We start from the raw sequence: 25,260 nt of genomic DNA on the forward strand, positions 1-25,260 counted from the left end.
CTGCATTCGCGCGTTCCGTGTCATGACGTCCCTCTCGTCCCCCTTCGAACTCGCACAGGCCCAGCAGTATCCGGCCGCCACGCTGTACGTCGTGGCAACGCCCATTGGCAATGTCGCCGACATCACCTTGCGCGCGCTGCACGTGCTCGGTCTCGTCGATCGCATCGCCGCCGAAGACACGCGCAACACTGGCCAGCTTCTCGCGCGCTACGGTATTTCGAAGCCACTCGTCGCCGTGCACGAGCACAACGAGCGTGAAGCGGCGCAACGCGTGATCGAGTTTCTGCGCGCGGGCGAGCGCGTGGCCTGTGTTTCCGACGCGGGCACGCCCGGCATTTCCGATCCGGGTGCCAAGCTCGTAGACGCCGTGCGCGCCGCCGGCCTGAACGTCGTGCCGCTGCCCGGCGCAAGCGCGCTCGCAACGGCGCTTTCCGCGGCCGGCGACTGGGTGTCGACGTTCACGTTCCTCGGTTTTCTGCCGCCCAAGCCCAAGCAACGCGCAGCCGCTTTGCAGCCGCTCGCCGCGCATACGCACGCGATGGTGTTTTACGAAGCCCCGCATCGCATCGTCGAAACCGTGCAGTCGCTCGCCGATGCGTTCGGCCCCGCGCGCCGCATCCTCATCGCCCGCGAATTGACGAAGCTACACGAGTCGCTCTGGAGCGGCACCCTGGCCGAAGCGCCAACGTGGCTCGCTGCGGATGCAAACCATCAGCGCGGTGAGTTCGTTCTGGCAGTGGAAGGCGCGAGCGAGCAGGCGCAAGGCGAAGCCGATCACGACGCGCTCTTGCGTGTGCTGCTGCAGGAAGTGCCGGTGAAGGGCGCGGCGAAGATCGCGGCGGCGCTCACAGGCGCGTCGCGTAACGCGCTCTACGCGCGGGCGCTGGAATTGAAGGGTGAAGGCGAGGCAGAAGCGGACGACTGAGCCGCCAGCCGATTACAACCAAAAACACGAGCCAGAAAAACCGAAGGGCCGCCTGCGTCAATCAGGCGGCCCTTCGTATATACATCCAACGCTACAAGGCGGTTCAGTCTCAGGCGCGTCGCGGCGCACTCAGCGCCACGCCCAAACGAACACGCTTAGTTGTCGATACTCGAGTTCGCAGCAACCATCTCCGCTTGCGCGGCCTTCGCTTCCTGGCGCGTGAGGCCTTCGATGTCCACCTTCGCCGTACCCGCGTGCTGCACGCCAAGGAGCTTGGCAGCGGCATACGAGAGGTCGAGCACACGGCCACGCGCGTACGGGCCACGGTCGTTGATCTTCACCACCACCCACTTCGACGTGCCGGGCACGCTCACGCGCACGTATGAGCCGAGCGGCAGCGTGCGGTGCGCAGCGGTGAGCGCCTTCATATTGAAGCGCTCGCCGCTCGCAGTGCGGCGGCCGTGGAACGCGCGGCCATACCACGAGGCGCGGCCGGTCTGGTGGAACGAGTGAACGTCCGGGCTGTTCTCGTCGATCGCATCGGCGTTCGCGAGCGAGTTGTCCTTGGCGGTGCCCGACGCGGGCAGCGCGGCGAGCGCGGAGCCGTAGCCCTGCGGCGCGGTGAAGGCGGCGTCCTTCGTGCGAAGAGCGTCGCTCGATGCCTGGTCCTGCTGGGCAGGCGGCATGGCACAACCGGCCAGAATGGACACGGCTGCGAGACTCCCGAGTCTTCGTCGAGTCAGTCTAAGGTTCATAACATTGCCATCACGTGTTCGAAGCCTGTCCCGCGCCATGTGTGCGCGTTGTCGGAAAGGCTTCGGCGGTCGCGGGCAAAGCTACGCCATCGCTCGCCTGGAATGAAAAAGGCGAACGCGTGCCAATGCCCGGATGCAGCCCTATTTAGCCGCTAACCGCTAGTTATCTTTCACGTCTGGCGCAACCTGTCCCCGGCAGCCTGACCAGACCCCACATGCCGCCATCGAACGATGAAACTCGTTCAGGCGCGCCGGAAACTCTCGGCGCACAGGAACGGCGGCGTAGGCCCCACCCAGCGTCACGGCATGTAGGCCGTTGCAGGCGCGTGGCACCTGGCTGGGCAAGACGTGCGGCGTCGAACGGATTCGACACCTGATTTGCTATCTTGTTGTAAGGCAGCCTTCTTCGGCCCGTCTTCAACGACAGCACTGCTTGACGGCGGTGTACGCGACCTCTTTTTTTGCGAAGGTCACACCGCCCTTTGAAAGCACGAATTCCGTGCGTGATGGATCGCATTATACCCAAAAGTTATTCCTGTCACGCCGATGCCCCACAAAACTCCATGATTTTTCACTATTGATGTAACAAAGCCGTTTGTCTTGCGCCGCCGCATCCCTTGTCTGACAAGGGATTCAGGCCACCGCGAGCAGCGTCGGCGGCGCTTCCTGCACCCCGGTACAATCGATCCTTTGGCTGTGGCCACCGACGCGCACCGTCGCTTTCGAAGCGCCGCGGCTTGCGCTCCGCAAGACCTAAGTCGCACAAAACCGCCCACGAACCCCGCATGAAAATCACGCTGATTCCCGTCACGCCGTTCCAGCAAAACTGCTCGCTGCTCGTCGACGAAACGACGAACCGTGCCGCCGTCGTCGATCCGGGCGGCGATCTCGAGCGCATCGAGGCCGAGATCGAGCGCCAGGGCGTGCAGCTGGAAAAGGTGCTGCTCACGCATGGCCATCTCGACCATTGCGCCGGCGCGAAGGCGCTCGCTGCAAAGTTCGGCGTGCCGATCGAAGGACCGCAGGAAGACGAGCGCTTCTGGATCGATCAGTTGCCGCAGCAGAGCGTGCGCTTCGGCTTCGGTCACGCCGAGGCGTTCGAGCCCACGCGCTGGCTTCATGACGGCGACACGGTGCGTTTTGGCGACGAAGAACTCGAGGTCTATCACTGCCCCGGGCACACGCCGGGTCATGTGATCTTCTTTAGCCGCAAGCACCGGGTCGCCACGGTGGGCGACGTGCTGTTCGCGGGTTCGATCGGCCGCACGGACTTTCCGCGCGGCAATCATGCCGACCTGATTCGTTCGATCCGCGAAAAGCTCTGGCCACTCGGCGACGACGTCACGTTCGTGCCGGGCCACGGCCCGGTTTCGACATTCGGCGAGGAGCGCCGCTCCAACCCCTACGTCGCAGATGGCGTACCTGGATGAGAGTGAAAAGTACGATGAATCAAGCTGCCATTGAGGAGATTTACGTCAGCACCGACGTCGAGGCCGATGGTCCCATTCCCGGCCCGCACTCGATGCTGAGTTTCGCTTCGGCGGCGTACACCGCCGACAAGCGTTTGATCGCCACGTTCTCGGCCAATCTCGAGATGCTCGAAGGCGCCGCGCCGCACCCGGTGCAGGCCGCCTGGTGGGAGACGCAGCCCGAGGCCTGGGCCGCTTGCCGCAAGGATCTGCAAGATCCGGCGGCGGCGCTCGTCGCCTATGTGGAATGGGTGGAGGCGCTGCCCGGCAAGCCCGTGTTCGTGGCCATGCCGGCGGGCTTCGATTTCACCTTCATGTTCTGGTACATGATGCGCTTCGCCGGGCGCTGCCCGTTCTCGTGGTCGGCGCTCGACATCAAGACGCTTGCCTTCGCGATGACGGGCCTGCCGTACCGCAAGTGCATCAAGCCGCGCTTTCCGAAGCACTGGTTCGACGACCATCCGCACACGCACGTCGCGCTCGACGACGCGATCGAGCAAGGCGCCCTCTTCTGCAACATGCTGGCCGACCTGCGCGCGCAGCAAGCCGCGCTCGCCGCTGATGGGGACGACTCAGGGCAAAACGCCGCGAGCGCTCCGGCAAATTAGGTAATCTCCCTCATCATTTGCGCTTCGCATTGCGTTCTGTTCTCCTGGCCTCTAACATTCAGGAATACAGCGACGCAATGGAGGCGCAGTTGACACTCGATACGTTCTCTCAGAAGATCCTGCGCCTGCTGCAGCTCGACGCGCGCCGCTCGGTGCAGGAAATCTCCGACCAGGTGGGGCTATCCAGCACGCCGTGCTGGCGCCGAATCAAGGACATGGAACAGTCGGGCGTGATCCAGCGCTACACGGCGCTGCTCGATCGCGAGAAGCTGGGCCTGCACGTCTGCGCGCTCGCGCATATCCATCTCACGCGACATACCGAAGGCGGCGTCGAAGCGTTCGAGCGCGAGATCGCCACCTGCCCCGAAGTCACCGAGTGCTACAGCACCACGGGCGAATCGGACTACATCCTCAAGATCGTTGCGCCCGACATCAAGGCCTATGACGCCTTCCTGCACGAGCGCATCTTCCGCATTCCCGCCGTGGCGCAGGTGCGCACGAGCGTCGTGCTGCGGGAAATCAAGTTCGACACGCAATTGCCGCTTTGAAGCCGCGAAGGCGCGGCGGTGTTTTTTGCCGCGCCGCTTACTCTTCGCGATTCGCGATTCGCGATTCAATCTGTCTCGCGCGGTTTGTCGTGCGTTGCCAGCGTGCCGTGTGCATCGAGCGACTGCATCACGTCGAGCTTGCTCGCGCCCACGCGCACGCGCAGCGCATCCAGGTCCACTGAGGCAAGGCGGCGCGCGTCGTCGGCCGCCGCCAGCACCACCTGAATTTCCAGCCCCGTGCTCAAGTAGTGCAGCGTCACCGCTTCGACATGCACGTCGTGCTGCGCCAGCGCATTACGCAAGCGCTCCGACACGTCGTCGCGCGGCGGCAGATTGGCCACGGAGCGCACATGCATGTCGTCTTCGGGATCGACGTGTATCAGCGCGTCGAGCACGCGTGGATCGGTGAGCAGGCGAGCGCGCGCCGTCTCCGCAATGTAATGCCCTTCCGAAACCGAAATCAGCGGATCGACGAGGATGTGCGCATCCACGAGCGCGAGGTCGCCGGTCTTGCGCGTGCGCATCTCGTGCACGTCGAGAACGCCGGGCGTCCCCATCAGCAGCGCGCGCAAGTCGGCGGCCGCGGCTTCGTCGAGCGCGCGGTCGGAGAGATCCTGCAGCGCGTCCCAGCCGAACACCCAGCCCATGCGCGCGACCATAAAGCCGACAATGGCCGCCGCGATCGGATCGAGCAGCCGCACGCCCGCCAAACTGCCCACAATACCGATCGCCACCACGAGTGACGAAGCCGCGTCCGAGCGCGCATGCCACGCATTGGCGATCAGCATGGCCGAGCGCACGCGCTGCGCCTCGCGCAGCATGTAGCGAAAGAGCCCTTCCTTGGAAACCAGCACGAGGAGTGCAACGACCAGCGCGCTCACGTGCAGCGCCGGAATATCGCCGAGATTCACGATGCGCGTGCCGGCGCGCACCAGCATGCCCACGCCCACCGCAATCAATAATGCGCCGAGGAATAACGACGCGACCGTTTCATAACGGCTGTGGCCGTAGTTATGATCGGCGTCCGGCTTTGCGCCGCTATGCCGGTTGGCCAGCAGCACGACAAAGTCGGAAACAATATCGGCCAGTGAATGTACGCCGTCGGCAATCAACGCCTGCGAATGCGCAATCACGCCGATGACGATTTGCAGCACCACCAGAACACTATTGACGCCAACGCTGACCCACGTGGTCCGGCGCGCGACTTCGTGTTTATCTGATAACGGTGGGGCGACGGAAGCAGTCATGCGCGGCGAGAGAGCAAATTAGGGAATAACCGCGATTGTAGCGACCGGATGCGTCGATTTTATGGATTCCCCTAAAAATCTCTTTTAAATCAGATGCCTACAATACCAAGAAGCATTCTCATTCAAGCCGTGGGTACTGCGCGTTCCCACCTGGCGCGGTGCAGAAAATCAAAAAGCCGCGCGTCCCCGGACTGCGCGGCTTCTTTTTTTCGGAAATCAGGCGATACCTTGCCTGATTCCGCTTCTGCTTCGACTCATGCGCAGCGCGTTCAAACGCGCCGCTGACAAGTTGATTTACTTCTGGATCAGAAAACGATCGCGGTCTTGCCCGGCGATCCAGCGCGGCGGCTTGCCACGGCCCGACCACGTGCTGCCGCTGTCGGGATCGCGGTATTTCGGCGCGACGCTTGCACGCGAGCGGCTGGCTGCCTTTGCGGCCTTGGCGCTGGCGCGGCCGCCACCGAGTTCTGCCAGGGTGATGCCGTAGTCGGCCATTTTCTGCTTGATTTCGTCGAGGACCTCGGCATATTCGCGAGCCTTCGCCTCTTCAATCTGCTTTTCCAGCTTTTCTCGCTGAGCGAGGAGTTCCTTGTAGGAAGACATAGGTGCCCTTGTGGTTTGATCTTAATGGCTACTGATCTCGCGCCAGTATGCCGATTGATAGATGCGCGCCTCGGAAATCGGTGGCGAGATTAACACAGAATTGAATGCCGGGATGCGCGTAAGGAATAAAAATAATTTAAACCAAATTTCGAATCCTGTCGCTTCCAGCAAGCGTCTAACTCATTGTCATTTCGTGCAAATCGGTATTTTTACTAAATCTCGCATTTGCCAGATAAATCCCCATCTCATAATTAGCAGCGGATGAAAATTAAATGCTTTGAAATACGTCAAACATTTCATCCCATGACAACTTTGAGCCAATCAACGGGGACAGAAACGGGTTGCTGCGAAGCAGCATGAGACGACACGCTATATACACGGGCGGATAACGCCCACACGGAACACAAAATCCCGTCAGGGCATATGGCGCTCAATGCAGTCCGCTAGCACCGCATGCAAGGTTTGCAAATCAAACTGCGGCGCATCGAAAACGAAGCGTGTGCGCGCGCCGTCGATCACAAGATCGGCGCCGTAGCGGTCCACCCCTGCCAGATCGAGTCCGGCGCGGCGCGCGGGGTGGGCTTCGAAAAAGCGGATCAGCGTGGTTTCGTCGGCGGGTGCGAGTGGCTCCAGCGTGTCGAGATCGGCGCCCTCCATCCAGCCCATCGCGCCAAACCCGCCGATATAACGCAGCCGCTCAATCTGCATGACCCAGAAGGTGAAGTCGCCGAGTGCGAGATAACGCTCGGCGTCCGGGTGATAGCGCACGTAGCGCCGCGCCAGCGCCTCGTTCGCTTCGCGGTCGGCAGCATCGACCGGTTCGAAGCGGCCGAGCAGCGTGGCGCGCGGCGCGTTCAGCACGTCGGCGTCCGGCGCGTGCGCGACGAGAAAGCCCGCGCGCGGGTCATCGAGCAGATTGCGCGTGTGCTCGGCGAGGCGGCTCACGAGGATCACCGGGCGGTGCCGCGCGTCGGGTGCGAATGGGAGCAGCGTGGGATACGGGAAGCCGCGCGGCTCGCGCGAGTGCGTGGCGAGCGTGCCGGTGGGCGTTTGATGCAGCAAATGCAGCGGGGCGTGGGCAGGAATCTTCAAGGGCGCGTCCTCGAACGGCGGATCCTCTCGATATTAGAGCAGTTGCCTCGGCAAACGCGCTCCGACAGCCGAGTCGCACCTTCGTTAGAATCATCGTTTGCTTTCAGACGCCTTCCTGGTCTCCTCTCTTCCTTCTGCCCGGAATTCCCGTGTCCGACCGAACGACCGATCCCGCCATCTCCGTTGCGAGCCCCGCCGCCCACCATCGGGCGCTGCCCGCCGCCACGCGTCATCGTGCGCGCATCGCGACCATGGCGCTCTTTTTCATCGCCGGCATGATGTACGCGTCGTGGGGCGTGCACGTGCCGACCGTGCGCGACAAGTTCCATTTGAGCGCGGCGCTGCTTTCCTATGCGCTTTTCGCGGTGGCAGGCGGCTCGATCGCGGCGATGACGACCATCGGCGGCTGGATCGCGCGCGTGGGTTCGCGACGCGCGTGCCTCGCAGGCGGCCTCACGATGTCCGTGTGCGGCGCGCTGATCCTGGTGGTTCCGTACTACTGGATGCTGATCGTCGTGCTCGCGTTTTTCGGCGTGGGCATGGCCACGCTCGACGTCGCCATGAACGCCGAAGCGAGTGCCGTGGAAGAAGCCGTCGGCAAGCCGATCATGTCGGGGCTGCACGGCATGTTCAGCCTGGGCGGCATGGCGGGCGCGGCTATTGGCGGCGCGCTGCTCGCGCACGGCATGGCGCCGGCGCTGCACCTCTTTCTGGCGTCGGCGCTTGCGGCGCTCGTGCTCTTTGTCTCGTGCCCGGCCGTCCTGCCGCATGTGCCGCACGCCACGCACGGCGAGCACGCGAAAACCGGCAACCGCTGGCGCACGCCCGCGCTGTGGGCGCTTGGCGCCATCGCGCTCATCGCGCTGATCGCCGAAGGCGCGATGTATGACTGGGCCACGGTCTATATGCGCGACGTCGTGCTCGCAACGCCTGCCCTCGCCAGCGCAGCTTACGCGGCGTTCTCGGGCGGCATGGCCGCGGCGCGCTTCGCCGGCGACGCCGTGCGCGCACGCTTTGGCGCGCCGCAGCTCGTGATGGCGAGCGCCTCGCTGGCATGCGCGGGCATGATCGGCGCGCTGCTGCTGCCGTTCTCGTTCACGGCGCTCACGGGCTTCACGCTCATGGGCCTCGGCCTCGCCAACATGATGCCGGTGCTGTTCGCGGCCGCCGCGCGCGTGAAAGGCATCCACGCAGCCGAAGGGCTCGCGCACGTGGCGGGCATCGCGTATTTCGGCTTGCTGTTCGGGCCGGTGGTGATCGGCGGCATTACGCAGGTGACCAATCTCACGGTCGGGCTCGCCGTCGTCGCGTTGTGCGCGGCGCTCGTGGCATTTGCGGGGCCGAAGGTGTTGCGGCGGCTGGGGATCTAAAAGCGCAACGCGGCGCATCGACTCAAGCGTCACGCGAAACTCCGGACGAAAAAAAGCCCACGGGCCGAAACCCGCGGGCTTTTCCAATCGCGTGAGCGAAATCGCGAAACGCGACTTACATCTTCACGACGTCGAGCAGCGACTTCTTGCCCGACTTGTAGTTGTACAGCGAGATCACGCCGTGCTTGAGGTCGCCCTTCGAGTCGAAGGTCGTCTCGCCAATCACGCCCTTGTAGTCCGTCGTCGGCATGGCGGCGAGGATCTTGGCCGGATCGGTCGAGTTCGCACGCTTCATCGCGTCGACGATGATGTACACGGCGTCATACGTGAACGGTGCGTAGATCTGGATCGGCTGGCCGAAGCGCTTCTCGAACTTGGCTTCGAATTCCTTGCCGCCCGGCATCTTTTCGAGCGCCATGCCGGCTTCCGAACACACGATGTTGTCGGTCGCGTCGCCGGCCAGGTCGGCCAGCTTGTCGGTACAGACGCCGTCACCCGCGAGCACCTTCGCGCGCAGGCCGAGCTGCTTGGCTTGCTTCGCGAACGGGCCGCCGGTGGCGTCCATGCCGCCGTACATGATCGCGTCGGGGTTTTCGCCCTTGATCTTCGTGAGAATGGCGCGGAAGTCCACGGCCTTGTCGTTGGTCGCGTCATGCGACACCACGTTCATGCCGAGCGCCTTGGCGGTCTTCTCGAATTCGTTCGCGAGACCCTGGCCATAAGCCGTCGAGTCGTCGACCACGGCAACGGTCTTGACCTTCAGGTTCTTCGCCGCGTAGTTCGCGAGCGCCGGGCCTTGCTGGGCGTCGGTCGCCACGACACGATAGGTCGTCTTGAAGCCTTGTTGCGTGTAGGCCGGGTTCGTGGCCGACGGCGAGATCTGCACGATGCCCGCATCGCTGTAGATCTTCGATGCCGGGATCGACGTGCCCGAGTTCAAGTGGCCGACAACGGCAACGACCTTGTCGTCGACGAGCTTCTGCGCAACCTGGGTAGCCGTGCGCGGGTCAGCTGCGTCGTCCTGTGCGTCGAGCACGAGCGTGATCTTCTGACCGTTGATCGTGAGGCCCTTCGCGTTGATCTCTTCGACTGCGAGACGTGCGCCGTTTTCGTTGTCTTTGCCGAGGTGCGCAATACCGCCCGTAAGCGGCGCGACGTGACCAATCTTGATCGTTTCGTCGGCGCTCGACACCGTTGCGAACGACGCTGCCAGCATGGCCGCCGCGCTGATCGGCAACAGCTTGTGAAGCTTGATATTCATGTAAGTCTCCAGTTTCGAACCCAAAAGCTACGTAATCGCCCAGTGCTCCCGCGCCCCGAACGTGTCGCTCCCCGTGCGGACGACCACGCAGGATGCATCCTTGATGCACCTGGCCAGTATGTCGAATGACCCGTTCATGGCGGGCCGCCCATCCATACTTGCGCGCAAGTGTAGGTGATCAAATTAATTTGGGGGACTTTTTTCAGATATTGGTGCGAGTACCAATATGCGTCCTGCAACAACAGTTCGAAACCCTGATCAATCGACCGCAAGGCTTATGTAATAAGGCATCCCGACTTTGGATCCAATTATTGGGAGATTCCCTGAGGCGCGCGGCGCGAATCATTTTTGAGATTATTTGACGGGAGTTATTGGTGTGTTAGCGCACGCGTTCCGGGAATACACCAGGACGCATTACGACGATATGAAAATCCCTCGCATTCGCGATAACGTTTGCGAGTTGTATTGCTGCCGGGCACGCGTTTTTGACGCGTGCCGGTTCAAGTAAGTATTCGATTAATTTCGGATGCCGATGCGTTGCCCGCGCCCATCTCATGCGGCTACGTGCCTCACGATTCGTGACTGGGTTTGCCGCTGATTTCGCCACTGATTTCGCCGCTGAGTTTGCCGAGCACCGCGCGCCATTCGGCGTCGAGCGCTTCGACGATCTGGCCTGCGCCGAGACTGTCCTCGCGCGCGCGAGAGAGCGGTGCGCCCTGGCCCGACCACAGCGAAAGATAATCGCCGTCGTTAGCGCGCGCCGCGTGCTGCCGCAACGGTTGCGTGAGCGCGTTCTGCACGGGGTACGGCGCGACCGTCTCGGGCTTCGCTTCGAGTTGCTGCATGAGTGCGTTGCGAATGCCGCGCGCGTGGCGCCCGGTGATCGCGCGCGTAACCGAGGTCGCCGTATCCGTCGATGCACGCAGCCGCACCTTCCAGTCGGCGGGAATCGCGCTTTGCGCACTGCCAAGAAACGCGGTGCCCATCTGCACGCCTTGCGCACCCAGCGCGAGCGCCGCGACGATGCCGCGCCCGTCCATGATCCCGCCCGCCGCCAGCACGGGCAGGCCGGCGGCATCCACCGCATCCACAAGCTGCGGCACGAGCGCCATCGTGCCCACGAGCGCGTGCGGCGCCTCGCCGATGAACGTGCCGCGATGGCCGCCCGCTTCGGCGCCTTGCGCGACGATGGCATCCGCGCCCGCGTCGCGCCAAGCGAGACCTTCGGCCACGTGCGTCGCCGTGCCCATCACGTAGCTGCCCGCCGCGTGCAGGCGCGCGACGTCGGCTGCTGGCAAGAGGCCGAACGTAAAGCTCACGACCGGCACGCGCAGCTCGATCACCGTTTCGAGCTGCGCGCGAAAGTCCGGCGCGTAGCGTGCGAGCGCCTCGCCTGGCGGCAGGCCAAGGTGCGCGGCCACCGGATCGATGGCTTCGAGTGCGCGGCGCACCGTGGCGTCGTCGGGATTCGCCGGCTCGAGCACGAAGAGATTCACGCCGAAGGGCTTGTCCGTGAGCGCGCGAATCGCGGCGACTTCGCTCACGATCTTCTCGGGCGCAAGCGCCGCCCCAGCGAGAAAGCCGAGTCCCCCCGCGTTCGAAACCGCCGCGACGAGCGCCGGCGTGGTCGGACCGCCCGCCATCGGCCCTTGCACGAGCGGCAGGCGCAAACCGAACCGGCGGCTGAACGGGGTGGAAAAGTCGGGCGACGTGCGCAACGCGGGAACAGAATTCATGACGCGATCCTTGTCTGGCTGAATGAGGCGTGACGATGCAAATCGCTCCCGACTCTAGCCAAACCCCGCCTGCCCGAAAAATGAATAATCGAGATCATTACGATCCGCTTGCGAGATTGACCTGCGCTGCAGAGGGTCAAGGGCCTATGGCAAACTGGCTCCCCGATTTCGCGATGCGCCGCGGGCGGCGCGCTGACCCGCTGCCTGCACACGGCCAGCCCACCGCGGCGCATTGCACGACTCCTTAATGAAGACGGAGAAACAACATGAGCGTTTCGACCAGATGGATCGACATTCCCGCCGGCAATGACAGCTTCGGCGCGTATCTCGCGCTGCCCAAGGGCGGCAAGGGCCCGGGCATCGTCATCCTGCAGGAAATCTTCGGCGTGAACGGGCACATCCGCGACGTCGTCGAGCAATACGCGCTCGACGGCTACGTGGCGATCGCCCCCGACGTGTTCTGGCGTGCGGCCCCGCGCGTCGAGCTCGAATACGTGGGCGCGGACCGCGACCGCGGCATCGCGCTGATGCAGAAGACGGACGTCAATCTCGTGGTCGAGGACATCGCCGCGACGGCGGCCACGCTGCGCGCGCTGCCCGAGTGCACGGGCAAGGTCGCGGCGATCGGCTACTGCTTCGGCGGGCGTCTCGCCTATCTCGCGGCCGCGAGCGGCTCGGTGGATGCAGCGGTGTCCTACTACGGCGGCGGCATCCAGAATCAGCTCGACCTCGCCGACAAGGTCACCAAGCCGATCCTCTTCCACTACGCCGAACTCGATCACGGCATTCCGCTCTCGGCGGTGGGCCAGGTGAAGGAGCGTTTCGCGGGCCGTCCGAACGCCGAATTCCACCTGTACCCGAACGCCGATCACGGCTTCAACTGCTCGGTGCGCGCGTCGTACAACCAGCATGCTTCGGCGCTCGCGCACGGCCGCACGCTGAGCTTCCTCGCCGAGCATCTGTAATACCGTTGTCTCGCGGGCGGCGGCCGTCTTGCCGCCGCCCGTCTGTCGTCATGCGCGCGCGTTGATGCGTCGATGCGCGCGCAACGACACACCCGGCGAACGCGCCGCCCGCTTACACTCCTTGCGTACGCTGCCCGTTTCGAGCAAACCCAGCCCCAACCCGACGACGAGGAGTGCGCGCCTTGCAGTCCGACTATCTGGAATACGACGCCATCGGCCTCGCCGATCTCGTGCGCCGCCGCGAAGTGAGCGCGCGCGAACTGCTCGACACCGCCATCTCCCGCGCGGAAGCCACCAATCCCGCAATCAACGCCATCGTCCTCAAGGACTACGAGGCCGCGCGCGAGCGTGCGCTGCGCATCGAGGCGTCCGGCAACGGCGTGAACGCGCTAACCGAAGGCCCGCTCGCAGGCGTACCGTTTCTCGTGAAGGACCTCGGCGCGGCGGTGGCCGGGCTGCGCATGACGCTCGGCAGCCGCCACTACCGCCACTACATCCCTACCGCCGATGCGCCCGTGGTCGCGCGATTTCGCGCTGCGGGCCTGAACATCTTCGGCAAGACGAGCGCCTCCGAACTCGGGCAGATGCCGTACACCGAGCCCGAGCTGTTCGGCCCGTGCCGCAACCCTTGGAACCTCGATCACACGCCCGGCGGCTCGAGCGGCGGCGCGGCCGCTTCGGTCGCGGCGGGCATCGTGCCGCTCGCGCACGCGTCCGACGGCGGCGGGTCGATCCGCATCCCGGCGTCGTGCTGCGGGCTCTTCGGCTTCAAACCGTCGCGCGCGTTCCAGCCGGCGTCCGACGTGCCGCCGCCGCCCGGTGCGCTCGGCGTCGATCTCGCGGTTTCGCGCAGCGTGCGTGACAGCGCGCTCATGCTCGACCTGATCGCCGGCGACCCCGCGCTGCCTGCCGGTGCGCCCGGCACCTTCCTCGACGCCGCGCGCACGCCGCTAGACGGCTCGAAGCCGCTCGCCGTCGCGCTGCTGACCGAGCCGATGTTCGCGGACACGCTCTCGCCCGAAGTGCGCGGCGCGCTCGACGATGCCGCCGCCCTGCTCACCTCGCTCGGCCACCGCGTGGAGCCGTATTCGCTGCCCGTGAATTACGCGGAGGCGCGCGAGGCGTTCCTCATGCTGTGGTCGGTGGTGGCCGAACAGTACGTGCTGCACGCGGACGACATCACGGGCACGAAGCCGCGCCGCCGCGAGTTCGAGATCTCGACGTGGGCCATGGCGCACGTCGGCCAGAAGCTCGGCGAGCGCGAGCTGCCCGCGGCACTCGACGTGCAGCAGCGCATCACGGCGCAGCTCGCCGACCTGATGAAGCGCTACGACGTGCTGCTGTGCCCGACGCTCGCCGCGCCGCCGGTGAAGATCGGCGAACTGAAGCCGAGCCAGAGCGAGCGCATCCAGATGCGCGCGGTCACGGCCATGCCGATGGAAGTACTGATGAGAAAGCTGCTGACCGAAGCCTCGAACAAGGCGTTCGCGTGGGCGGGGTGCACGGAGCTGTTCAATCTGACGGGCCAGCCGTCGATGTCGGTGCCGCTCGCGTGGAACGCTCGCGGGCTGCCGATTGGCGTTCAGTTCGCCGCCCGCGAGGGCAACGACGCCTTGTTGCTGCGCCTCGCTGCGCAACTGGAGGCGGCGCGGCCGTGGTTCAACCGCCGGCCGCCGTTGCTGCAGGCGCGACTCTAGCGCGCTTACGGACGACGCGCGGGCAGTCAGGCGTGTGGGGTCTACGCGCTGCGCCGCCCGCGCCGTTTCATCACGCCTTCTTGTTGTAGGCGCTGCACCAGCCCTTGCCCGCGACCTGCTTGCCGCCGAACATCGGGCACGGCGCGAACGCGTCGGTGGCCTTGCCCTGGTAGAACGTGCAGTTGCTGCAGTCCTGGCCGGCGGCGTACTTCGCGAACTTCGCCTTGTCGACCTTGGTCGCGTCAAGCTTGTAGCCGAGCGCCTGGGAGGTGGGATCGGATTCGGCAGCCTTGGGCGCGTCGGCGAAGGCCTGGCGCGAAAGCGCGAGCGTCGAAGCGACGCCGATGCTCGTAATCAGAAAGCTGCGGCGGGACGATTTCATGTGACTCACTCCAGTATTGTGGCGATTCATTCGCTGGGTTTTCGCGCGGCGACTTTCGTGTGGCGCACGCCGCGCATGCCTCTGAGCCGCTCTGGTGGCGGCGTCGCGAAGAAGCTTAACAACGAAGCAAGCCCCGGTGGCGCTGCAATGCCGGAGATAAGTCAGCGGCATGATGCCGCTTGGGCGGCAATGACGCGCCCACCGATCAATCGAACGAAGCCATCTCGCACACGCGCTGCGCGATCGCGAGCGACGCCGTGAGCCCCGGCGACTCGATGCCGAACAGGTTCACGAGCCCGCGCACGCCATGCGACGCCGCCCCCTGGATCATGAAGTCGGCGGGGGCTTCGCCCGGGCCGGAGAGTTTCGGGCGGATGCCCGCGTAGGCCGGCTGCAGCGCGCCGTCGGGGAGCGCGGGCCAGTAGGTGCGGATCTGCGCGTAGAAAGAATCGGCGCGGCGTGGGTCGACGTCGTAATCGATCGCATCGATCCATTCGACGTCGGGGCCAAAGCGCGCCTGGCCGCCAAGGTCTAGCGTGAGATGCACGCCGAGGCCGGCGTCGTTGGGCATCGGGTAGATGAGGCGCGTGAACGGCACGCGCCCCGAAACGCTGAAGTAATTGCCGCGCGCCAGATAGAACGGCGGCACGTGGCGCGCGTCGAGCCCGCGGATGCGCTTGGCGAGCTTCGTGGCGTAAAGGCCCGCGCTGTTGACCACGCAGGCGGCGCGGATGTCGATCGGCGCGTCGCCGCCCGTCCTCACGGTGAACCCGCCGCCGAGCGCATCGATCGACTCGACCGGCGACTTCAGCGCGATCACGGCGCCGTCGCGCTCGGCGTCGCCTTGCAGCGCGAGCATGAGCTGATGGCTGTCGACGATGCCGGTTTGCGGCGAGTACACGGCGGCCACGCATTCGAGCGCCGGTTCGAGCGCAAGCGCCTCGCTCCCGCTGATGCGCGTGAGGTCGAACACGCCGTTTTCCTTGCCGCGCGCGCGGATCGCCTCGAGTTGCGGAATCTGGTTCGCCGCCGTGGCGACGAGCAGCTTGCCGCAGCGCGCATGCGCGACGTTGCGCGACGCACAGTACTCGTAGAGCATTTCGCGCCCGCGCACGCAGAGCGTTGCCTTGAGCGAGCCGCGCGGGTAGTAGAGCCCGGCGTGAATGACCTCGCTATTGCGCGAGCTGGTGCTGGTGCCGATAGCCTCGGCGGCTTCGAGCACGATCACCTCGCGCCCGCGCGCGGCAAGCGCACGCGCTACGGCGAGGCCGACCACGCCCGCGCCGATCACCACGCATTCGATCTGGTCCATGTCCCTGCGTCCCGCCTTCGCCGCGCCGGCAGACTGGCCGGCTGCGTCGCGATCCTCTCTGCCATGGGGCCAGCGGCGCAAAAATCGCGCCGCCGTATGACAAAAATTGTACGCTGCCCGGCGGCGAGGCTACGCCAGACTCTCGCCTGGAAAGAGCGGAAGGGAACAAAGAACGCGGCAGCTGGAGCGTCAGTTGGCGGCGCCGCGAACGTGGAAGAAGCCCGCCGCGACCTGCTCGCGCGGCGCGGTATAACCGCCCATCGCATATTGCTGCGGATACGCCGGGGAATTCGGGTCCAGACTCAGTTCGCCGCCGTGAGCACGGGCGCTGGCCAGTTCGGCCTTCACTTCGGCGCGCGTCTTCGGGGCGGTGTTCGTGGCGACGGCCGCGACGGACAGCGATTGAACCGCTGCAGGCGCCGACTCGCCGCTCGCGAATGCGGGCGCGGCGGCAAGGACGGTGGTGGCGCTGACCAGCAGGGCAGCAAGCGTGACGGACGTCTTCATGGCGAGGTTCCTTCGAAGCGATGCCCGGCAAGCTTTGCAACAGATGCTGGCCAACCGGCGGATTCCGAACAACGTGTTGGACACGTCGAAGCCAGTGTAAACACGAGCTATCGAAAAACCATCCCGATAAGGAACAAGTCTGCGTTGCAGCCACGACAACAATTTGTGACGAATCACCCCATATGACTTATGGTTGTTGCGCTTCATTAACTAATCGCTCGGTGCGCCACGGTTGAAGCGTGCCCGCCGCGTCCCCATCTCTGGGTGAACTGCTGCGGTCCGGCGTTTGCGAACCCGGTATAGGATCGATGGTCAGAACGTATCCGCCCCACCGTAGCGTTGCCGACACTGTCGCTTCGCGCGGCGCCGTGCACGGAGCCAGTCCTATGAAGTTGTGGAAACATCGCCTTGCCGTGACGCTGTTCGCCGCCCTCGCGGGAACAAGCGCGTGCGCGCCGGCGCAAGCCCCGACGGCCTCACCGCCGCCGCCCCCGCCGCAAACCGCCTCCGCTGCGTCTGCTGCGTCTGCTGCGTCTGCTGCGTCTGCTGCGTCTGCTGCGGCGCCAGCAACCGCACCTGTTACGCAGGGCGCTGTGCAGTGGGAACTGCAAGTCATGCGCGACGGCCAGCAAATCGACGCGTTCAATGCCACGACCTCGATCGGCCAGGCGCACACCGACACGCATCACAAGGTCGTCTCGCACAGCGTGGGCTGCAAGGACCAGCCGGCAGGCAGTATCGATCTGTCGCGCACGATCACCGTTTCGCCGCTGCAGGTGCGCGCGAACCAGGTCATCCTGTCGATCGACGCGCAGGAAACGCTCGAAACCGACGCCGCGCCGAGCACGCCCGAAGGCTGCCGGCTGCCGCCGCAGCCGCGCCAGGTGAATGCGAGCCATCCGGGACTGATCGTGCCGGACGGGCAATGGGTGAGCTGGCAGATCGTCGACCAGAACCCCTCGCTTGCGTACCGGGTGCGCGCAACGCTGGCGCCGCCGTCCGCGTCCGCGCAGTGATACCGCACAGTGAGAACGCGCAGAGGCTAAGCACGACCCGGCGTGACCCAATCCGTTAGAAAAAACGCATGCGAAATCCCGAACAACCGCTCATCGACACCTCGCAGAGCAAAGACTTCGTCGCCGTGAGCTGGAATCTGCACAAGGGCCGCTCGCCGCTGGGCTTCGAGGCCTGGGAGGCCATGCGGCGCTGGGTGCAGTCCACCCACGCCGACGCCTGGTTTCTCCAGGAAGCGATGGCGCGCCGCCTGCCGCAGCCGGTGCTGGCCTCCGCCTTCGGCGCGCAGCTGGGCGACCCGCTCGACGACGTCTGGCACTGCCAGGCCACCGAAATCGCCACCGCGCTCGAATTGCAGATCGCCCTCGGGCCCAACGTGTTCAAGCCGTCGTGGCGGCACGGCAATGCGATCCTCTCGCCGCATCCGCTCGATCTGGGCGGACGCTGGGACATCTCCGCGCACCGCTTCGAACGTCGCGGGCTGCTCGTTGCGCGCGCAAACGTCGCCGGACAGTCCGTCACGCTGCTGTGCGCGCATCTTGCGCTCACGCGCAGCGCGCGGCTGCGGCAGATGAACTGGATCGCGCACTGGATCGTGAAGGAGGCGCCGCAGGGGCCGCTCGTGCTGGCGGGCGACTTCAACGACTGGCGCAACGACTCCGTGCCGCTGTTTGCCGAGCATGGCCTGCAGGAAGTCGCGACGCTGCTTGGCGAACCGGCGCGCACTTTCCCGGCGTTCTCCCCAGCGCTTGCGCTCGACAAGATGTTCGTGCGGGGCCTGAAGCCCGTCGAACTGATCCAGCCCGCGCAGGAAACCGCCTGGCTCTCCGACCACCTGCCGTACATGGCACGCCTGCGCCTCGAAGACTGACGCGCTGAACCTGGGCGCGCCGCCAAGCCGAAGCATCCGCGCGACACTCACCCGATCGCGGCCAGCGGCCCGCGCGAGCCCACGCTAAGATGTCGGGTCGCGCGCGCCGCGCGTTTCGTCAGGTGTCCTCAGATGCATTACCTCGCCACGCTGCTGCAGATCGTTGTCGTCTATCTGTTTGCGCTCATCAGCCCAGGCCCGAACTTCTTCATGGTCACGCAGCTTTCGCTCGCCGGCCGACGGGGCCTCGGCGTAGCGTCGGCCGCGGGCGTCGGGGTGGGCTCCACACTCTGGGCGGCGCTCGCCATGCTCGGCTTCGCGGCCGTGCTGCAGCACATTGGCTGGCTCTACAACGGCGTGCGCGTGGCGGGCGCGCTCTATCTCGTCTGGTTCGGGCTCAAGCTGCTGCGCTCGGGCGTGCGGCGCGAACTGGCCGCCGCGGCGCAAGCCGTCGTCGCACCGCCGCCGCCTGCCGACCGGCGCGCCTGGCTGCGCACCTGGCGCGCCGGACTCATTACCTGCCTCACGAACCCCAAGTCGTGCGTGTTCTGGACCAGCGTATTCGCGGCCGTGTTTCCGGCGCACCCGCCGCTGTGGTTCTACGGTGTCGCGCTCGCCACGGTCGCCACGATGTCGTTCGGCTGGCATTGCAGCCTCGCCTTCCTGTTCGCCGACGACCGCACCCAGCGCGGCTACCGCCGCCTGCGCCGTCCCATCGACGCGTTTTGCGGCGCCGCGCTGATCGGGCTCGGCGTGAAGCTCGCGGCCGACCGCTAGGGCGCGGTCACAGGTCTCGCGCGCCTCATGCATTTCACGCGCCGCGGCGCACTGCCGCACCACTGCTGCAGCGTCGAAAATGGCGCCATTACGCACGCATCGGCGCCTAAAAGTGGCGCCGAAACTGCCCCGCCAACAGGGTCAATGCTGCGGGCTGTCAGAGCTTCCGGTATCATCTAGCCGAAAATTCGCACGCGCCGGTCGCCTGATCGGGATCTGGCGCGCGTTGCCAGCGGCACAAACCCGCTCTCGCGGGTCTTGGCAAGGTGCAGCGCGGGCCCGCGTGAGCGCGCGGCTGACCCCGCCGCCACCTTTTGCCGTCGCCAGCAGACCCCGCCGATGCGCGCCGATACGTGGTGCGCCCGCGTGCGGGAGCCAGCACACACTGCCGCAGCGAGCCACCCTCCCTTGCAGCGCTTGGGGAACCCAACCCGGTTCAGGCGGATCGACAAGCGGGATCGAGCGGGATCACGCAGGTCTTCGCGGCTCGAGCGCGGTAAAATAGCGGATTGCGCTTCGTTCGCAGCGAAGCGAACTGGCAACACAACAGGGACTCGCGCATCCGGGTCCCGGGCATATCGTCAAAGACTACGCTGTACTGGACAGCAGGCCGGCAGGATCGCCGCAGTCAGGCGGCGCTTGTTTCGCACTTCAGGAACCATGAGCAAATTCACCGAAGAAACCGTTCTGAGCGTCCATCACTGGACCGACACGCTTTTCAGCTTCACCTGCACGCGCGACCAGGCCCTGCGGTTCGACAACGGCCAGTTCACGATGGTCGGCCTCGAAGTGGACGGCAAGCCGCTGATGCGCGCGTACTCGCTCGCGAGCGCGAACTATGAAGAGCATCTCGAGTTCCTGAGCATCAAGGTGCCGGACGGCCCGCTCACGTCGCGCCTGCAGCATCTGAAGGTCGGCGACAAGGTTCTGATCGGCAAGAAGCCCGTCGGCACGCTGGTGGCCGACAACCTGCTGCCCGGCAAGGTGCTATGGATGCTCTCGACTGGCACGGGCCTCGCCCCGTTCATGTCGATCATCAAGGACCCGGACATCTACGACCGCTTCGACAAGATCGTGCTCACGCACACCTGCCGTTTCGTCGACGAACTCGCGTACAAGGACTTCATCACCCAAGAGCTGCGCGAGCACGAATACCTCGGCGAGATCGTGCGCGAGAAGCTCGTGTATTACCCGACCGTCACGCGCGAAGTGTTCGACAACCGCGGTCGTATCACCGAGCTGATCGACACGAAGAAGCTGTTCGAAGACCTCGACCTGCCGCCGTTCTCGCCGGAGCGCGACCGCATCATGCTCTGCGGCAGCACGCACATGCTGCGCGACACCGTCGAGCTGCTCGAACAGGCCGGCCTCAAGGAAGGCAGCAACAACGAGCCGGGGCACTACGTGGTGGAAAAGGCGTTCGTCGGCTGAGCGCCGCGCCCTCGTCGCCCGCGACTCGAAAAACCGGAGCCTTGCGCTCCGGTTTTTTTTCGCCCGCGCGCTTTAATTTGGCCCCTTATTTTGTCGAGGATTTGCCGAGAAGGCAGTTACAGTTGTCACACAAATACGATACCTTTCCTGTCAGTATTTTTCCTACATGACAAAGACCTGCGACCTCATGCTACACCTGAGGTTTTGTCGCTAACCCTTGTCCAGCCTGAAGTTTTTTTATTTTTAAGATATTATCGCAGCGCAACATTGGATACACTGCACCGTGTCCAGGGGCAGAGCCAGGTTGTTACTGGTTGTAAATTTCGTTACGCTGCGCCGTGCTGTTTGCCGTCACGCCGGAGAGTCCAATACCGACGGATGTCTGACAGCAGGAACCGGTTCCTGAACGGGGGATGGATGGAAACGTCGAGATATGCCGCGCCGAACGCGCGCACGCCTGCCGGCGATGCGCCGCGCGCCGCTCATGGCGTCGACGTTCTCGCTTTCCTCGCGTGGTCCGCCGCCGACGAAGCGGCCACGGTGGCCGCGCTCGAAGACCTCGACAGGACGCTGTCCCACCGCAGCGCCGCCCAATCCATTCACGCCGACGAAGCCGCGCGCCACCGTCTCGCGCGCGACCTGCACGACAGCGTTGGCGCGGAGCTCGCCGCCACGCACTTCGCGCTCGCCAACGTTCACACCTGGCTGCCCGCCAACGCCCCGCCGCAATGCGCCGAGGCGCTCGCGCTCGTGGCCCGCTCGCTCGAAGCCGCGACTGGCGCGATGCGCCACGTGCTAGACGGCCTGCACGCGCCGCAACTCGATGCGGGCCTTGCTCCCGCGCTCTCGGGCTGGGTGCGAGGCTTCGCCGCGCGCACGGGCCTCGCCGCCCGCGTGGCCAACGCCAGCGACGACGCGCGCCTCGCACGTCTGCCTGCCGAGGCCGCGCTCGCCGTGTTCCGGGTCGCCCAGGAAGCGCTCGCCAACGTGGCGCGCCACGCGCAGGCCACGTGCGCCGAGGTGCGGCTCGAAAGCACCGCGCGCCACCTCACGCTCACCGTCGCCGACGACGGCATCGGCCTCGTGCGCAGCGCCGGCCGCACGCGCCGCAACCCGGCGTACGGTCAGAACGACGGCAGCACCGAAAAACGCGACGCCCGCTCCGGTCACTACGGCCTCGCCGGCATGCGCGAGCGCTGCGCCGCCTTCGGCGGCTCGCTGCGCGCCGTCAAGGGCGGCCTCGCGCGCGCGGTTCACGACGGCGCACAGCACGAAGCCCCCCAGCGCGGCACGACCGTGCGCGCGCGCTTTGCCTGGGACGCGCTGCTTGCCGTCTCCCATTCCGCCTCGCCCCTCCTTATGAAAGAAGGCGCCCGCTCATGACCCATCGCATCCTGCTCGTCGACGACCATGCCGTCGTGCGCCAGGGCGTTCGCCAGCTGCTGCTCGACCGCGGCATCGCCACCGAGGTCATCGAGGCGCAAACGGGCGCCGAAGCGCTCGCCGCGATCGCAAAGCATGTGTGCGACGTGGTCCTGCTCGACATCTCGCTGCCGGACATGAACGGCGTGGAGGTGCTCAAGCGCGCCAAGAAAAAGGCGCCGCGCGTGCCGGTGCTGATGTTCTCGATGTATCGCGAGGATCAATACGCGGTGCGCGCGCTCAAGGCGGGTGCAGCGGGCTATCTCTCGAAGACGGTGGACGCCGCGCAGATGATCGGGGCGATCCAGCAGGTCGCCGCGGGCCGCAAGTACGTGAGCCCGGCCATGGCCGAAGCACTCGCCGACTACGTGCTGGTGGACGGCGAACAACTGCCGCACGAGAAGCTCTCCGACCGCGAATACCAGACGCTGTGCATGCTCGCCTCAGGCAAACGTCTCACCGACATCGCGCACGCGCTCTCGCTTTCGGTGAAGACGGTGAGCGTCTACCGCACGCGCCTGCTCGAAAAAATGAAGCTCACCAACAACGCCGAGCTGACCTTCTACGTGATGAGCAACCGGCTCGTCGACCTCTCGCCTACCGTCAGCGCCTGATCCCAGCCGACATGGCGGCATCAAGGCTGCCTTCTCGCCACAACCCGTTGATCCGGAAATGAAATTCGCCGTTTGCGCGGCTCCCGGCAAGGATCGCGCTCGCGCGTCCCGGTTTGCGGCGGAATCGTCCGCGCAAAACGTACGTTTGCGACCCTGCTCAACCGGTCTCCCACAGTACATCCGCTAAAATTTAGGGTTTCCCCCAGACATCCGGCACGCGAAGCCGGCGAAGGCGGGGGTGGGTCGACCCACCGCGCCGGTTCCTCGCCTTCGCGCGTTTTACGTGGAGTTCCCCGCCAAATGTCCCTCTTTCGCAAGAAGAACGTCGAACACATGCTGCAGGCGAGCGCCAAGGGCGCCGGCCTGAAAAAAGCACTCGGCGCGCTCGACCTCACCTTTCTCGGCATCGGCGCGATCATCGGCACCGGCATTTTCGTGCTGACCGGCACGGGCGCCGTGCAGGCCGGCCCGGCCCTCATGCTCTCGTTCCTGTTCGCGGCGGTGGCCTGCTGCTTCGCCGCGCTCGCCTACGCCGAATTCGCCTCGACCATTCCCGTGGCCGGCTCGATCTACACCTACTCGTACGCCACGCTCGGCGAACTGGCCGCGTGGGTGATCGGCTGGGACCTGATGCTCGAGTACGGGCTCGCCACTTCGGCGGTCTCGGTGGGCTGGTCGGGCTACCTGCAGTCGCTGCTCTCCGGCTTCGGCCTCACGCTGCCCGCGGCGCTCACGGCCGCACCCGGCGCCGTGCCCGGCGTGCACACGCTCTTCAACCTGCCCGCCTTCCTCGTGATGATGGCGATCACGGCGCTCCTCTCCGTGGGCGTGCGCGAATCCACCCGCATCAACAACATCATGGTGGCGATCAAGGTGACCGTGGTGCTGCTCGTGATCGCCGTGGGCGTGTTCCACGTCACCCCCGCGAACTGGCATCCGTTCATGCCCAACGGCTGGCGCGGCGTGTTCGGCGCCGCGGCCGTGATGTTCTTCGCGTTCATCGGCTTCGACTCGGTGTCTTCCGCCGCCGAGGAGGTGAAAAACCCCAAGCGCGATCTGCCTATCGGCATCATCGCCTCGCTCGCCGTGTGCGCGGTGCTGTACGTCGCCGTGGCGGCGGTCGTGACCGGCATCGTGCCGTCGCCGCGCTTCGCCCATGTTGGCCACCCGGTCTCGTTCGCGCTGCAGGTGGTGGGTGAAAACTGGGTTGCGGGCTTCATCGATCTCGGCGCCGTGCTCGGCATGCTCACCGTGATCCTCGTGATGAGCTACGGCCAGACCCGCATCATCTACGCGATGTCGCGCGACGGCCTCTTGCCCGCCAAACTGTCGAAGGTGCACCCGCGCTTCGCCACACCGTTCTTCACGACCTGGCTCGTGGGCATTTTCTTCGGTTTGATCGGCGCGCTCGTGCCGCTGAACGTGCTGGCCGAACTCATCAACATCGGCACGCTCGCCGCGTTCTCGATGGTGTCGATCGCCGTGCTCGTGCTGCGCAAGACCCACCCGCACCTGCCGCGCGCGTTCCGCTGCCCGGGCGTGCCCGTGGTGCCGATTCTCGCGGTGGCCTCGTGCCTCTTTCTCATGATCAACCTCCAGCCGCTCACGTGGGTTGCGTTCCTCGTCTGGACCGGCTTCGGCCTGATCGTCTACTTCGGCTATTCGCGCCGGCATTCGCGCCTCGCGCATGCACCGCACGAGTCGGTGCATCACGATTGATCAGCGCGTGATCCTGCTTTAATCGCTGCACTGCAACGCAAACGGCCCGCCCCGAGTCATCGAGGCGGGCCGTTTTTTTACGCGCTTCGCAAGCATTCTGGAGGGTAAAACCCCGCGCAGCGGAATTCAGCAAAGTGTGCTTTACTGTCCGGGCGTCACCCCCAGGCTTCACTGAACAGCAAGGCACCAGCCGGACCCCGATTCCGCTCCACCCGCACTTGTTCCACTCGCCCGAATCGCCTCGCGCGTTTTGCGCGGCGGCATGCGTTGCGCGCGCAATGAGGCGCAATGCGTGAGACGGGCAAGTTCGATTGCGGGCGGTTATGGCGGTCGATTCAGTGTAAAAAAGCGGGCCCAGGCAGGTCTCTATCCCATCACATGGTATGGGACCGGAGTCACGCGCAGCACCGGCTCCGGTCGACATTGGAGACAATCAATGACGATCAGTATTAGCCTCACGGTCAACGGCGCGCCCGTGACCGCCGAGGTCGAACCCCACACGCTCCTCGTCCAGTTCCTGCGCGAACAGCAGCGTCTCACCGGCACGCACGTCGGCTGCGACACGGCGCAATGCGGGGCCTGCACTGTCCACCTGAACGGCCGCGCGATCAAGTCGTGCAACCAGCTCGCCGTGCAGTGCGACGGCATGGAAGTGACGACGATCGAAGGCCTCGCGAAAAACGGCACGCTGCATCCGATGCAGGCCGCGTTCCGCGAATGCCACGGCCTGCAATGCGGTTTCTGCACGCCTGGCATGGTGATGTGCGCGACCGCGCTCGCCGCCGACAAGCCCGACCTCACCGAAGCGGACGTGCGCGAAGGCCTGGACGGCAACTTCTGCCGCTGTACGGGCTATCACAACATCGTGAAGGCCGTGGTCGCGGGCGCGCAGGAAATGCGCGCGGGCGCAACTGCTGCCGCCACGACGGCGTGAC

24 protein-coding genes are annotated in these 25,260 nt (G+C 65.4%); 15 read left to right on the plus strand and 9 right to left on the minus strand.

Going from position 1 to position 25,260, the window contains the following annotated elements:
* Positions 1-22: 22 nt before the first annotated feature.
* Entirely contained in the window at positions 23-925 is a 903-nt protein-coding gene (rsmI, locus tag U5A52_RS07775; protein ID WP_321934424.1) for a 16S rRNA (cytidine(1402)-2'-O)-methyltransferase, read from the plus strand.
* 155 nt (positions 926-1,080) lie between these two features.
* Here rsmI and U5A52_RS07780 read toward each other — a convergent pair whose 3' ends face one another.
* Positions 1,081-1,680: a septal ring lytic transglycosylase RlpA family protein gene (locus U5A52_RS07780; protein ID WP_321934425.1), complete on the minus strand. Its 600-nt coding sequence runs from the start codon at positions 1,678-1,680 to the stop codon at positions 1,081-1,083.
* A 785-nt stretch (positions 1,681-2,465) separates the two neighbouring features.
* Between U5A52_RS07780 and U5A52_RS07785 the strand changes: the two genes are divergently transcribed.
* From U5A52_RS07785 to U5A52_RS07795, 3 genes are all read left to right on the plus strand, one after another.
* The gene (locus U5A52_RS07785) at positions 2,466-3,110 is read left to right on the plus strand and encodes an MBL fold metallo-hydrolase (protein ID WP_158756708.1); all 645 of its coding nucleotides are present in this window, start codon (positions 2,466-2,468) and stop codon (positions 3,108-3,110) included.
* A gap of 14 nt (positions 3,111-3,124) precedes the next feature.
* Positions 3,125-3,757 carry an exonuclease gene (locus tag U5A52_RS07790; protein ID WP_321907423.1) on the plus strand — a complete coding sequence of 211 codons (633 nt, stop codon included), beginning with the start codon at positions 3,125-3,127 and terminating at the stop codon, positions 3,755-3,757.
* A 77-nt stretch (positions 3,758-3,834) separates the two neighbouring features.
* Complete coding sequence (locus U5A52_RS07795; protein WP_174479506.1) at positions 3,835-4,305, plus strand: Lrp/AsnC family transcriptional regulator; 471 nt, start codon at positions 3,835-3,837, stop codon at positions 4,303-4,305.
* A 65-nt stretch (positions 4,306-4,370) separates the two neighbouring features.
* On the opposite strand, the gene U5A52_RS07800 is transcribed toward U5A52_RS07795, so the two are convergent.
* From U5A52_RS07800 to U5A52_RS07810, 3 genes are all read right to left on the minus strand, one after another.
* Positions 4,371-5,552, minus strand: a complete 1,182-nt coding sequence (locus U5A52_RS07800; RefSeq protein ID WP_321934426.1) for a cation diffusion facilitator family transporter — start codon at positions 5,550-5,552, stop codon at positions 4,371-4,373.
* Positions 5,553-5,846: 294 nt separating this feature from the next.
* Complete coding sequence (locus U5A52_RS07805; RefSeq protein ID WP_069265202.1) at positions 5,847-6,155, minus strand: H-NS family nucleoid-associated regulatory protein; 309 nt, start codon at positions 6,153-6,155, stop codon at positions 5,847-5,849.
* A 414-nt stretch (positions 6,156-6,569) separates the two neighbouring features.
* Complete coding sequence (locus U5A52_RS07810; RefSeq protein ID WP_321907418.1) at positions 6,570-7,247, minus strand: HugZ family protein; 678 nt, start codon at positions 7,245-7,247, stop codon at positions 6,570-6,572.
* A 149-nt stretch (positions 7,248-7,396) separates the two neighbouring features.
* On the opposite strand from U5A52_RS07810, the gene U5A52_RS07815 reads away from it, so the two are divergent.
* Positions 7,397-8,617 (plus strand): MFS transporter, encoded by a 1,221-nt coding sequence (locus tag U5A52_RS07815; RefSeq protein ID WP_321934427.1) that lies wholly within the window; start codon positions 7,397-7,399, stop codon positions 8,615-8,617.
* 115 nt (positions 8,618-8,732) lie between these two features.
* Here U5A52_RS07815 and U5A52_RS07820 read toward each other — a convergent pair whose 3' ends face one another.
* Both U5A52_RS07820 and U5A52_RS07825 read right to left on the minus strand, forming a co-directional pair.
* Positions 8,733-9,878 (minus strand): branched-chain amino acid ABC transporter substrate-binding protein, encoded by a 1,146-nt coding sequence (locus U5A52_RS07820; protein ID WP_321907416.1) that lies wholly within the window; start codon positions 9,876-9,878, stop codon positions 8,733-8,735.
* A gap of 569 nt (positions 9,879-10,447) precedes the next feature.
* Entirely contained in the window at positions 10,448-11,614 is a 1,167-nt protein-coding gene (locus tag U5A52_RS07825) for a nitronate monooxygenase (RefSeq protein WP_321934428.1), read from the minus strand.
* Positions 11,615-11,880: 266 nt separating this feature from the next.
* Here U5A52_RS07825 and U5A52_RS07830 point away from each other — a divergent pair, with 266 nt between their 5' ends.
* Entirely contained in the window at positions 11,881-12,579 is a 699-nt protein-coding gene (locus U5A52_RS07830) for a dienelactone hydrolase family protein (RefSeq protein WP_321907414.1), read from the plus strand.
* A gap of 182 nt (positions 12,580-12,761) precedes the next feature.
* The gene (locus U5A52_RS07835; RefSeq protein ID WP_321907412.1) at positions 12,762-14,276 is read left to right on the plus strand and encodes an amidase; all 1,515 of its coding nucleotides are present in this window, start codon (positions 12,762-12,764) and stop codon (positions 14,274-14,276) included.
* A 70-nt stretch (positions 14,277-14,346) separates the two neighbouring features.
* Here the strand turns inward: U5A52_RS07835 and U5A52_RS07840 are convergent, their stop codons facing one another.
* From U5A52_RS07840 to U5A52_RS07850, 3 genes are all read right to left on the minus strand, one after another.
* Positions 14,347-14,658, minus strand: a complete 312-nt coding sequence (locus U5A52_RS07840) for a high-potential iron-sulfur protein (RefSeq protein WP_028203157.1) — start codon at positions 14,656-14,658, stop codon at positions 14,347-14,349.
* Positions 14,659-14,863: 205 nt separating this feature from the next.
* Positions 14,864-15,970: an NAD(P)/FAD-dependent oxidoreductase gene (locus U5A52_RS07845; RefSeq protein ID WP_321934429.1), complete on the minus strand. Its 1,107-nt coding sequence runs from the start codon at positions 15,968-15,970 to the stop codon at positions 14,864-14,866.
* A gap of 189 nt (positions 15,971-16,159) precedes the next feature.
* Positions 16,160-16,477, minus strand: coding sequence for a DUF4148 domain-containing protein (locus U5A52_RS07850; RefSeq protein WP_321934430.1), 318 nt, complete (start codon positions 16,475-16,477; stop codon positions 16,160-16,162).
* Between the two features lie 386 nt (positions 16,478-16,863).
* Between U5A52_RS07850 and U5A52_RS07855 the strand changes: the two genes are divergently transcribed.
* The 8 genes from U5A52_RS07855 to U5A52_RS07890 all read left to right on the plus strand — a co-directional run bounded on the left by U5A52_RS07855 (position 16,864) and on the right by U5A52_RS07890 (position 25,259).
* The gene (locus tag U5A52_RS07855) at positions 16,864-17,493 is read left to right on the plus strand and encodes a hypothetical protein (RefSeq protein WP_321934431.1); all 630 of its coding nucleotides are present in this window, start codon (positions 16,864-16,866) and stop codon (positions 17,491-17,493) included.
* A gap of 68 nt (positions 17,494-17,561) precedes the next feature.
* Positions 17,562-18,362, plus strand: a complete 801-nt coding sequence (locus U5A52_RS07860) for an endonuclease/exonuclease/phosphatase family protein (protein WP_321907407.1) — start codon at positions 17,562-17,564, stop codon at positions 18,360-18,362.
* Positions 18,363-18,494: 132 nt separating this feature from the next.
* Positions 18,495-19,139 (plus strand): LysE family translocator, encoded by a 645-nt coding sequence (locus tag U5A52_RS07865; protein ID WP_158756696.1) that lies wholly within the window; start codon positions 18,495-18,497, stop codon positions 19,137-19,139.
* Positions 19,140-19,799: 660 nt separating this feature from the next.
* Positions 19,800-20,570: a ferredoxin--NADP reductase gene (locus U5A52_RS07870; RefSeq protein ID WP_321907404.1), complete on the plus strand. Its 771-nt coding sequence runs from the start codon at positions 19,800-19,802 to the stop codon at positions 20,568-20,570.
* A 417-nt stretch (positions 20,571-20,987) separates the two neighbouring features.
* Entirely contained in the window at positions 20,988-21,953 is a 966-nt protein-coding gene (locus tag U5A52_RS07875) for a sensor histidine kinase (protein WP_321934432.1), read from the plus strand.
* Positions 21,950-22,606: a response regulator transcription factor RqpR gene (gene rqpR, locus U5A52_RS07880; RefSeq protein ID WP_321907401.1), complete on the plus strand. Its 657-nt coding sequence runs from the start codon at positions 21,950-21,952 to the stop codon at positions 22,604-22,606. Before U5A52_RS07875 ends, rqpR begins: the two co-directional genes overlap by 4 nt.
* Positions 22,607-22,906: 300 nt before the next feature.
* Complete coding sequence (locus U5A52_RS07885; protein WP_321907399.1) at positions 22,907-24,325, plus strand: amino acid permease; 1,419 nt, start codon at positions 22,907-22,909, stop codon at positions 24,323-24,325.
* 436 nt (positions 24,326-24,761) lie between these two features.
* Positions 24,762-25,259, plus strand: coding sequence for a (2Fe-2S)-binding protein (locus U5A52_RS07890; RefSeq protein WP_321907397.1), 498 nt, complete (start codon positions 24,762-24,764; stop codon positions 25,257-25,259).
* Position 25,260: the final 1 nt, after the last annotated feature.

This window comes from Paraburkholderia sp. J8-2 (assembly GCF_905220195.1).
In the GTDB taxonomy this organism is placed as follows: Bacteria; Pseudomonadota; Gammaproteobacteria; order Burkholderiales; family Burkholderiaceae; genus Paraburkholderia.